Annotated in this window: 12 protein-coding genes; 8 read left to right on the forward strand and 4 right to left on the reverse strand. The window is 63.4% G+C overall.

Translation table 11 applies throughout. The annotated features are described in order from the left end of the window. Positions 1 to 23 precede the first annotated feature (23 nt). Positions 24 to 1190, forward strand: coding sequence for an FAD-binding oxidoreductase (locus tag EOB80_RS20355; RefSeq protein WP_127329302.1), 1167 nt, complete (start codon positions 24 to 26; stop codon positions 1188 to 1190). A gap of 56 nt (positions 1191 to 1246) precedes the next feature. Here the strand turns inward: EOB80_RS20355 and EOB80_RS20360 are convergent, their stop codons facing one another. After that, positions 1247 to 1672, reverse strand: a complete 426-nt coding sequence (locus EOB80_RS20360; protein ID WP_127329304.1) for a GNAT family N-acetyltransferase — start codon at positions 1670 to 1672, stop codon at positions 1247 to 1249. 127 nt (positions 1673 to 1799) lie between these two features. Here EOB80_RS20360 and leuD point away from each other — a divergent pair, with 127 nt between their 5' ends. The 6 genes from leuD (at position 1800) to EOB80_RS20395 (ending at position 6263) form a co-directional block, all read left to right on the forward strand. Then, a complete protein-coding gene (gene leuD / locus EOB80_RS20365) occupies positions 1800 to 2405 on the forward strand; it encodes a 3-isopropylmalate dehydratase small subunit (RefSeq protein WP_127329306.1) in 606 nt (201 codons plus the stop codon). A gap of 87 nt (positions 2406 to 2492) precedes the next feature. Then, positions 2493 to 3434, forward strand: a complete 942-nt coding sequence (locus tag EOB80_RS20370) for a hypothetical protein (RefSeq protein WP_127329308.1) — start codon at positions 2493 to 2495, stop codon at positions 3432 to 3434. 335 nt (positions 3435 to 3769) lie between these two features. Beyond that, on the forward strand, positions 3770 to 4153 hold the full coding sequence (locus tag EOB80_RS20380) for a RidA family protein (RefSeq protein ID WP_127271321.1): 384 nt from the start codon (positions 3770 to 3772) through the stop codon (positions 4151 to 4153). A gap of 13 nt (positions 4154 to 4166) precedes the next feature. Continuing rightward, entirely contained in the window at positions 4167 to 4517 is a 351-nt protein-coding gene (locus EOB80_RS20385) for a VOC family protein (protein ID WP_127321871.1), read from the forward strand. Positions 4518 to 4678: 161 nt separating this feature from the next. Next, positions 4679 to 5782, forward strand: a complete 1104-nt coding sequence (gene leuB, locus EOB80_RS20390) for a 3-isopropylmalate dehydrogenase (RefSeq protein ID WP_127329311.1) — start codon at positions 4679 to 4681, stop codon at positions 5780 to 5782. A 4-nt stretch (positions 5783 to 5786) separates the two neighbouring features. Then, positions 5787 to 6263: a GNAT family N-acetyltransferase gene (locus EOB80_RS20395; protein WP_127329313.1), complete on the forward strand. Its 477-nt coding sequence runs from the start codon at positions 5787 to 5789 to the stop codon at positions 6261 to 6263. On the opposite strand, the gene EOB80_RS20400 is transcribed toward EOB80_RS20395, so the two are convergent. Next, entirely contained in the window at positions 6260 to 6931 is a 672-nt protein-coding gene (locus EOB80_RS20400; RefSeq protein ID WP_127329315.1) for a DUF805 domain-containing protein, read from the reverse strand. The two genes, EOB80_RS20395 and EOB80_RS20400, sit on opposite strands and share 4 nt — an antisense overlap. 73 nt (positions 6932 to 7004) lie before the next feature. Then, complete coding sequence (locus tag EOB80_RS20405; RefSeq protein WP_127329317.1) at positions 7005 to 7718, reverse strand: DUF805 domain-containing protein; 714 nt, start codon at positions 7716 to 7718, stop codon at positions 7005 to 7007. Positions 7719 to 7851: 133 nt separating this feature from the next. On the opposite strand from EOB80_RS20405, the gene EOB80_RS20410 reads away from it, so the two are divergent. Then, positions 7852 to 9267, forward strand: coding sequence for a glycosyltransferase (locus tag EOB80_RS20410; protein ID WP_127329319.1), 1416 nt, complete (start codon positions 7852 to 7854; stop codon positions 9265 to 9267). A gap of 121 nt (positions 9268 to 9388) precedes the next feature. Here the strand turns inward: EOB80_RS20410 and EOB80_RS35410 are convergent. Beyond that, positions 9389 to 9923 (reverse strand): DbpA RNA binding domain-containing protein (locus tag EOB80_RS35410; RefSeq protein WP_245466402.1); only part of this gene is annotated, 535 nt, incomplete at its 5' end.

The following is a 9923-nucleotide window of genomic DNA, read 5'->3' on the forward strand; positions in this document are numbered from 1 at the left end:
CCATCGGCCGGATCGGAGAGAACATGCGCTACGACATCGTCATCATCGGCGGAGCCATCGTCGGCTCCTCGGTCGCCTATTATCTGCGTGAGCAAGGGTTTTCCGGCACGATCGCGCTGGTCGAGCGTGATCCGCAATTCGCGCATGCGGCAACGACGCTGTCCATGGCCTCGATCCGCCAGCAATTCTCGATCCCGGAAAACATCCGCCTGTCGCAGTTCACGCTGAAGCTGTTCCGGCGGCTGAAGGAAGAGTTCGGCGCCGACGCCGATATCGGCTTTCGCGAAGGCGGCTATCTGATCCTTGCCGGCGAGGACGGCTTGCCGATCCTCAAGAGCAATCACGAGGCGCAGATGGCCGAGGGCGCCGACATCGTGCTCGAGGATGCCGACCAGCTTACGCGCCGGTTCCCGTGGCTGTCGACCGAGGGCATTTCAGCCGGCGCCTATGGCCGCACCGGCGAAGGCTGGTTCGACGCCCATGCGATGCTGACGCTGTTCCGCAAGGCGCTGCGGCAGAAGAAAGTCGATTTCATCGCCGCCGATGTCACCGGCATCGCGCGCGATGGCAACCGCGTCACCGAGGTGAGCCTCGGCAATGGCGAGACGCTGGAGGCTGGCATCGTCGTCAACGCCGCCGGCCCGAACGCCGGCAAGGTGGCTGCCATGGCCGGGCTTGAGCTGCCGGTCGAGCCGCGCAAGCGCAACGTCTTCGTCTTCGAGGCGCGCGAGAAGTATGCCGACATGCCGCTGCTGGTCGATCCCTCCGGCATCTATGTCCGTCCTGAAGGCTCGGTCTACCTCACCGGCGGCGCCGAACCGGAGGAAGGCGACCGCGCCCCCGATCCCGGCGACTTCGAGGTAAACTGGCCGCTGTTCGAAGAGGTGATCTGGCCGGTGTTGGCGACCCGCATTCCCGCCTTCGAGGCGATCAAGCCGACTCGCGCCTGGGCCGGCCACTACGACTACAACACGCTCGACCAGAACGCGGTGATCGGTCCGCATCCGCAGGTCGGGAATTTCATCTTCGCCAACGGATTCTCCGGCCACGGCCTGCAGCAGGCGCCGGCGGTCGGCAAGGCGCTGGCCGAACTGATCGTGCATGGCGGCTATCGCACGGTGGATTGTTCGGCGTTCGGGTATGGTCGAGTCGCGGAAGGGCGGGCGTTCCGGGAATTGAACGTGATTTGAGCGTTGGCAGGGCAGAGAGGGGTGTGCGCCTCCAACGTCAAAGGCCTGCGCCGACCTCAGCCCTTGCGGTCGAACCAGAAGGCGTCGGCCATGCGCTTCATGCCGATACGTTCGTAGAAGCCGACGGCGTCGGGCATGGAGATCAGGCTGATGGCGACCGACGGTCCAAGCTGCCGGCGCGCCTCGTCCATCAGGCCCTTGCCGATGCCGAGCCCCTGTGCCGATCGGGAAACGGCGAGTTCGGAGATGTAGCAGACCCAGGAGAAGTCGGTGATGCCTCTGATCACGCCGACCAGCGGCTTGCCTTCGACGTCGAGACGCGCGGTCAGCACCAGATTGGCGCCCGACAGCATCGCCCGCAGCCGTGCTTCATCATCGACCGGCCGTGTCTCGCCGAGGCCGGATTCGACCAGCACACGCCGGAACTCGGCGATGTCGAGCGCGGGTTCGCTGTTATAGAGGACGTGTGCGTTTTCTGCCATGGCCGCCAGACTGCACCATCGGGCTGGCTTGTGCCACCGTGCACGAACAGTTGCCTTTTATTTGCTGCCGGCTTTGTGTAAACCGTGCCTCAGCAATCCCCCCGCAACGAAAACACGGGCAAAAGCCATGGAAAAGTTCACCAAGCTCACCGGCGTCGCCGCTCCGATGCCGATCGTCAATGTCGACACCGACATGATCATCCCGAAGGATTACCTCAAGACGATCAAGCGCACCGGGCTCGGCACCGGCCTGTTCGCCGAAATGCGCTACAAGGATGACGGCTCGGAAAATCCGGATTTCGTGCTCAACAAGCCGGCCTACCGCAAGGCGCAGATCCTGGTTGCCGGCGACAATTTCGGCTGCGGTTCCAGCCGCGAGCATGCCCCATGGGCGCTGCTCGACTTCGGCATTCGCTGCGTCATCTCGACCTCGTTCGCCGACATTTTCTACAACAACTGCTTCAAGAACGGCATCCTGCCGATCACCGTCAGCCCCGAGGATCTCGAGAAGCTGATGGACGACGCCTCGCGCGGCTCCAATGCCACCGTGTCGGTCGACCTCGAATCCAAGGAAATCCGTGGTCCCGACGGCGGTGTCGTCACCTTCGACCTTGACGATTTCAAGCGGCACTGCCTGCTCAACGGGCTCGACGACATCGGCCTGACCATGGAGAAGGCCGGCGCCATCGCCTCGTTCGAGAAGCGCAACGCCGAACAGCGCCCCTGGGCCTGAGCGGTGCACACTCCAGGCGGATAGGCCCGGCCGCTTTCAGGCCGGATTCGTTGCGCCGGGCTCGTTGCGCTGAACGGAGGGACAGTCATGACACGTTCGCTTCTTGCCGGCGTCTGTGCGCTGGCGTGGATGCTGATGCCGCTGGCTGGCGCGCATGCACAGACCGACAGGGTGCTCGTGCCGGCTGACGATGCGTCCGGCGGGGCCGCCGGCCAGAGCGCGCCGAGCACCAACAACAATGTGGCCTTAGCCGACGATGACGACAGCCAGGCGCCTGTACCCTTCGAGGGCGGCACGCTGACCATCACCCAACCGGAACAGGACGGTGAGAAGGTGCTTGCCTATGACGGCAAGCAGCTGGCCACCAACTATGACGTCTTCTTCGACAAAATAGTCGAGGTCGGCGGCGTCAAGGTGGCGCTGTTCGATGTCGGCGACGGCGGCAATCAATGCGGGCCTGCGACGGTGATCGTCTGGAAACCGGAAGGCGGCACCATCCAGAGCACCACGGTCGAGCAGGACCAGTGCGGCGCGCCGCCCTCGGCCGTGTCCGACAACGCCATCTATTTCGTGCCCTATCTGTTGCCGGGGGATGAGAAGCCGGCTTTGCAATGGTCGCCGACCGATGGGCTGACGATTTCGGGCAATCTGACCTACATGCCGGAACCCGGCACGGACTGGAAAGACATCGATCCGGAAAAGTACCAGAACATCATCGACGCCTTCCACAACGAAGCCGTCTACAAGGAAGCCGAAAAGCTGCTCGGCAAGGACATGCCCGACATGGCGACCAGCCTGCTGGTCGGCGGCGGCACGGAAAAGACCGCTTCGGGCGCCTTCTTCGCCAGCGGCTGCGTGCCGCATGACTGCGGCGGCAATGACGGCTTCATGGCGGTCGACCCGGCCCAGCACAAGCTCTATTTTGCGCGCCGCGGCGACAATGGCAAGCCGAACGCCTGGCCTGATGTGGCGACATGGCCGGCGGATGTGAAGGCGGCGCTGGACAAGGCGCTGGGGGCGGCGAACTAAGTATTTTGCGCGACGGCAGCCGCACCGTCGTCGTGCTGCGGAAAAGAATTGTCCGCCGCGATCCTTCACACCCCCCTCTGCCCTGCCGGGCATCTCCCCCGCAAGGGGGGAGATCGGCAGCTTCAGCGCTCCGCCCATCTCTGCAACGTTTGGCAATTGGCGAAACCATTCGTGGCATCCGATCTCCCTCCTTGCGGGGGAGATGGCCGGCAGGCCAGAGGGGGGTGCTGTCCCGCCGACATCGAAACCGTTTTGCACAGCCAATCGGTCTGCGTTGGCCCATGGCCGAAGCGGCCTCATCGTTGCAATATGGCTGCACTGACTTGCGAGGCCCCATGCGCACACTCATCTCCACCGGTTCGCCCTTCGAAAAGACCGCCGGCTATTCGCGCGCCGTGGTGCAGGGCGACTGGTGTTTCGTGTCCGGGACGACCGGCTACGACTACGCGACGATGACGATGCCGGAGACGGTGGAGGCGCAGACGCGCAATTGCCTGGCGACGATCGGCAAGGCGCTTCAGGACGGCGGCTTCGAGATGGCCGACGTGGTGCGGGCGCATTACTACATCACCGACCAAGCCTTCGTGGACGTGGTCTTCCCGATCCTCGGCGAGACGTTCGGCGACATCAGGCCGGCGGCGACGATGATCGTCTGCCAGCTCAACAGATCGGAAATGAAGATCGAGATCGAGGTGACGGCGTTGCGGCGCACGGCATGAAAGGCGACCGACGATGAAAGTCCGGCGCATCGTTGCCAATATCGAGACATCGGATGCCACTGCGGCCAAGCGTTTCTATCAGGATGTCCTCGGCCTCGATGTGCTTATGGACCTTGGCTGGATCGCCACCTACGGCTCGCAGGCAAAGATGGATGTCCAGGTCAGTTTCATGGCGCAAGGCGGCTCGGGCACGCCGGTGCCGGATCTTTCGATCGAGGTCGATGATGTCGATGCGGCGCTCGATGCCATGAAAGCGGCGGGCTTCGCCATCGAATACGGACCGGCCGACGAGCCCTGGGGCGTGCGCCGCTTCTATGTCCGCGATCCGTTCGGCCGGCTGGTCAACATTCTCTCGCATCGGTGAAGGCAAGGCGCTGCAATTTGCGGGAGGCTGGCGGGGCAGAGGGGAGCGCGAAGGATCGCAAACGAACGAGGTTGTTCTTGATCGCTGCGTTACTCCTTGCGCACAACCGGCTTGGCGTTTAGCAAGGCCGCGGTTCAAATTCTTTCCAGGACGGTTCCTCCATGGCAACGAAGCATCTTTTCCTGCTCCCCGGTGACGGCATCGGTCCCGAGGCCATGGCCGAGGTCAAGAAACTGATCGCGGTCATGAACGACAAGCTCGGCAGCGGTTTCGCCACCGATGAGGGGCTGGTCGGCGGCTGCGCCTATGACGCGCATGGCGCGGCGATCTCCGATGCCGACATGGAAAAGGCGATGGCGGCCGACGCGGTGCTGTTTGGCGCCGTCGGCGGTCCGAAATGGGACGCGGTGCCCTACGAGGTACGCCCTGAGGCCGGCCTGCTGCGGCTGCGCAAGGACATGGAGCTGTTTGCCAACCTTCGCCCGGCCATCTGCTATCCAGCGCTTGCGGCATCCTCCTCGCTCAAGCAGGAGGTGGTCGAAGGCCTCGACATCCTCATCGTGCGCGAGCTGACCGGCGGCGTCTATTTCGGCGAACCCAAGCAGATCATCGATCTCGGCAACGGCCAGAAGCGCGGCATCGACACACAGGTCTACGACACGTTCGAGATCGAGCGCATTTCCGGCGTCGCTTTCGAACTGGCACGCACGCGCAAGAACCATGTCACCTCGATGGAAAAGCGCAATGTGATGAAGTCGGGCGTGCTGTGGAACGAGGTCGTCACCCAGACCCACAAGGCGCGCTATTCCGACGTCAAGCTCGACCACATGCTGGCCGATGCCGGCGGCATGCAGCTGGTGCGCTGGCCAAAACAGTTCGACGTCATCGTCACCGACAATCTGTTCGGCGACATGCTGTCCGACATCGCCGCCATGCTGACCGGATCGATCGGTATGCTGCCGTCGGCCTCGCTCGGCGCGCCTGACGTGAAGACCAAGAAGCGCAAGGCGCTGTACGAGCCGGTGCACGGCTCGGCGCCCGACATTGCCGGCAAGGGCATCGCCAACCCGATCGCCATGATCGCTTCCTTCGCCATGTGCCTGCGCTATTCCTTCGGCATGGTCGATGAAGCCGACCGTGTCGAAAGCGCGATCGCCGCCGTGCTCGACGAAGGCCTGCGGACGAAAGACATCATGTCCGATGGCATGACCGAGGTCGGTACGGTTGAGATGGGCGACGCGATCATCGCCAAATTCCTGGGCTGATGTCGTGACGGTCGACGTCCGCTGGGCGACGATCGAGGACGCCGCGGCACTCGCGGCCATATTGTGCGAGATGGCTGTTCACTACCGGCAGCCACCTCTCGATGCCGACCGGGCCCTGTCTGCCGCACGAAAATGGCTTGGCGAGGAAAGCCCGGCCTATCCGCATTTCGCGCTCGCCTTCGTCGGCGGCGAGGTTGGCGGCCTGGCGTCGGTGGCGATCGCGCATCCCGGCATCGATCTTGAGCGGCTGCTGTTCCTCAAGGATTTGTTCGTGCGCGACAAAGCCCGCAATGCTGGTGTCGGCCGGGCGCTGATCGGCTTTCTCGCCGATCATTGCCTGCGCGAAGGCATCGGCCGCATCGACCTGACCAGCGAGGACTGGAACGAGGGCGCACTGCGCTTCTACGACCGGCTTGGCGCCGAACGCCACGGCCAGAAGGTCTTTCTCAGGCTTTCGGGCGAGGCGCTGAAAAGCGGCTAGATCCTGACGCCTGCCGGCACTGGTCCCCAAGGGTTTTCGCCCACCTGGGACGGCAGAAGTCCGAAGACCAGCAAGGCAATGCTGCCAATGGGAGTGATGAAGCCCAGCAGTGCAAACCAGCCGCTCAGACCCGCGTCATGCACACGCCGCACAACGAGGGCAATCGACGGCAGGATCAATCCCGAAAAGAAAACCAGGAAGGGTATGAGCCCTATGGCCCTCATCGTCGTCCTGTCCGCATTGGTTTTGAAGCCATTGAACGCTAGGTCAACGAGTATTCCGAAGCCTAGAAGCGCCAATATCCCGAGGGTGTAGAATAGCCAGAAGGCCCAGAATTCCTTGCGGCGGGCGCGACCTTTGAAATTGCTATAGTCCGCAATTATCGCGCGCCAGAAGTAAGCCCACAGACCCGTGGAATAGGCGGGCCTGCTCTCGGCCGAACGGCGTGGCTGCCGTGGCTGGCCCGTGCTTGGCGATGGCGCTGTCGGGGTGACGGCGACTATATCGTGCGCCGTACCGTCATCCGGTTGAAACTCGACAAGGGCGCCCCTGGCGAGGGTCACCCCCTGATTCAGATCGTTATGGGTGAAGATATAGCGCTTGCCGTCGATACCGTTGATGTATCCGTAATCCTGATCCTGGTCGTAGTGAAGCACCGCACCGCGCATACCCAGCCCCCCATTCACGCTAGCTACGGCGAATGCTACCCAGGGTTGGGTGCGATTGCAATATGCACGCAAACTATATTCTGACGCCCGCAGGCACCGGCCCCCACTGGTTTTCCCGGGCCTGCGTCGGGATCAGCGCGAAGACCAGGATGATCAGGCTGCCGATGGTCGGGATCAGGATCAGCAGGCAGAGCCAGCCCGACAGGCCGATGTCGTGCAGCCGGCGCACGATCATGCCGAGGCTGGGAAGGAGTGTCGCCAGCAGGAACGTGCCGCACAACCCGACCGTTATCGCGCCCGAGATATCACTGTCGAAACCGCCCATATCCATATCGGTGTACAGGCCGATGCCGCCGATGATCAGCAGGCAAACCGTCCAGAACAGGCAGTAGCCCCAATATTCCTTGCGGCGGGCGCGTCCGGCGAAATTGAAATAGTTCTGCGTCACGCCGCGCCAGAAATAGCCCCAGAGATCACTGGGCTCGGCTGTCTCGGAAGATCGGCCGAAATGCTGCGCAGCAGGCGGGGCCACTGCGGGCGGAACGCTGGCCTGGGCCGGTGCGGCTTTGACACTGGGATTGGCGGCGGAGGGAGCGGCAGTCGGAGCGGTGATCGAAAAAACGTCGCGCGCCTGGCCGCCACCCGGCTGGAACTCGACGGCCGCGCCCTTCCGCATAGCAGTTTCCCGGCGCAGGTTCTCGCGGGTGAAGGTGTAACGGTTGCCGTCGGCCCCGGATATGAAGCCAAAACCCTGGTCCTCGTCATAGTGAAGCACTTCGCCGCGCATTTGCCACCCCTCTCGCCACGTCCCGGCCGAAGGTGGCACAGGCCCGAGCCGATGGGCAAGCCAGCATGGCTACCGTCTTAGCGGCAAATGAAGCATAAAGCATCGAGTGCAACCGCCTTCGACAGAAGCAGACATGACAGTCGAGAGTCCCGACAGTAAAACCGTGATTGAAGATGGAGGGGAAAGAAGGCTTCCCAGGCTGGCCATCGACGCCACCGGCCTGACGTTCTGGCCGTCCGGCCAGGGACTTGTCGGCATCCCGCGGGTGGAAAGCTTTCTCGTCAGCGCAGCCCTGGCCGATCCCGACCCTAGCGTGGAGGTGGTGGCGTTCCGACCGTGGGAAGGCCGGTTTCGCCCCCTCGCTCCTTTCGAGCAGGACCATGTCGCGACGGGCGAGATTTCACCCTGGCGGCTCAAACGATGGCCTGGGAGGCGCACGGCGATGTCGCAGGCCCTCGAAGCGGTGAGGCAGCAGCCATGGGGCAAGCGCGACGCCGACCGCCATCTCGCCAAGACGGTGACCCATGGCCGCAAAGGGATTGCCTATCAGGCGACGAGGCTGCTGATCAGGGGCTATCGTCTGTACCAGCGGGCGCGGATCCAGTCGGCCCCGCGTCAGGTTCCAAGCCAACCGAACGAGACCGAACGCGGCTTTGTCCTGATCAGCCATCACATTCTGACCGGGGATGACCGAACCGCCGTCTCCGGGCGCGCCGGCGGCCTCGCGTTTCTTTGCCACGACCTCATCCCGACACTGCGCCCCGACATGGTTGGTATGAGCCCTGGCGAGGCTCGCTACGGGTCATATCTCGAGCACCTCGTGCGTTCCGGCGCGCCGGCATTTTGTGCATCCGACGAAGTTGGTGCGACGCTGACCGATCATATGCAACAGGCAGGCGTCACGCAGCCGGTGGTATACCGGTTTCCGATGCCGTCCATCCTGTACGAGACGGCTTCGCGCATCGGCCAGACTTCGCGCATCGAGGCCGACGAGCCGTTCGTGCTCTATTGCTCGACCATCGAAGTGCGCAAGAACCACATCCTGCTGGCACGGATATGGCAGCAGGCGCTCGACGAGGGCGTCAAGCTGCCGCGGCTCGTCTGCGCCGGGCGCTGGGGCTGGATGATCGATCCGCTGCGCGCCTATCTCAAGGCCCATCCGAGATTGCTTGAGCAGGTTACGTTCACCGGAGCGATCAGCGATGAGGAGCTCATCCGATATTATCGCAGCGCTTCCTTCGGCGTCTTTCCCTCGCATATCGAGGGCTGGGGCTATGGCGCCTCGGAATGTCTCGATTTTGGCATTCCCGTCATCGTTTCGACCGCGCCGTCGCTGATCGAGGCGAGCGGCGGGCTGATGCCGGCGATCGATTCCAATGACCAGGCCGGCTGGTACGCTGCGATCCGCAGGATGGCGGAGGATTCTGGCTGGCGCTCGTCGCTGACGGAACGCATCGCAAAGCAGCATCGCCCGACGCCGGCATCGGCCAGCTGGGCTGCCATCAAGGCTGGCCTGCAGGAAAGCGCGTCCCTCCGGCCAAAGTCCTAGAGCAATTCTAGGAAAAGTGTGAAGCGGTTTTCCCGGGAAAACGCATAACGTTTTCCCTTGGGAATTGCGTCAAAACAAAGAGTTAGAGCAGATCGCCGTTTCCGTGAAATGGTGAAATGCTCTAGGCGGGCCGCTTCTTCGCCTTCTTGTGCTTGGGCGCGCCGGTGGTGTCGAATTTCGGCTTGCCCGGCTTCTTCGCCCATGGCTTTGCCTCATGCGCGGCGGCCGGGCGCTGATCGACTGCTGCCGGTGCACGTTTTTCGAATTTGCGCTTCGGCGCGTTTGGGTCGAACGGCGCCTTGCCGCGATGCGGCTTCTTGTCGGGGCTTGGCGGCTGATAGCCGGCGCGTGAAAGATCGGGCGTACCGTCGAGCCGCTTCACCAGGATGTTGCCTTGCAGCTTGCGGTCGGGACCGATCGCGGCCAGGAAGCGGTCGGCCCAGTCGGCTGATATCTGCACGTAGGTCTCTTCCGGCTGCATCTTGATGGCGCCGATCTCGCGCTTCGAGATGCTGCCGGTGCGGCACAGCATCGGGATCAGCCAACGTGGCTCGGCATTCTGCCGACGCCCGATCGACAGCGAGAACCAGACGCTGTCACCGAAATCGTCGCGGCGGCTGGGCGCCTCGTCGCGGCGCGCGAAACCTTCGCCCGCC

It is taken from the genome of Mesorhizobium sp. M7A.F.Ca.MR.245.00.0.0 (assembly GCF_003997415.1).
Lineage (GTDB): Bacteria > Pseudomonadota > Alphaproteobacteria > Rhizobiales > Rhizobiaceae > Mesorhizobium.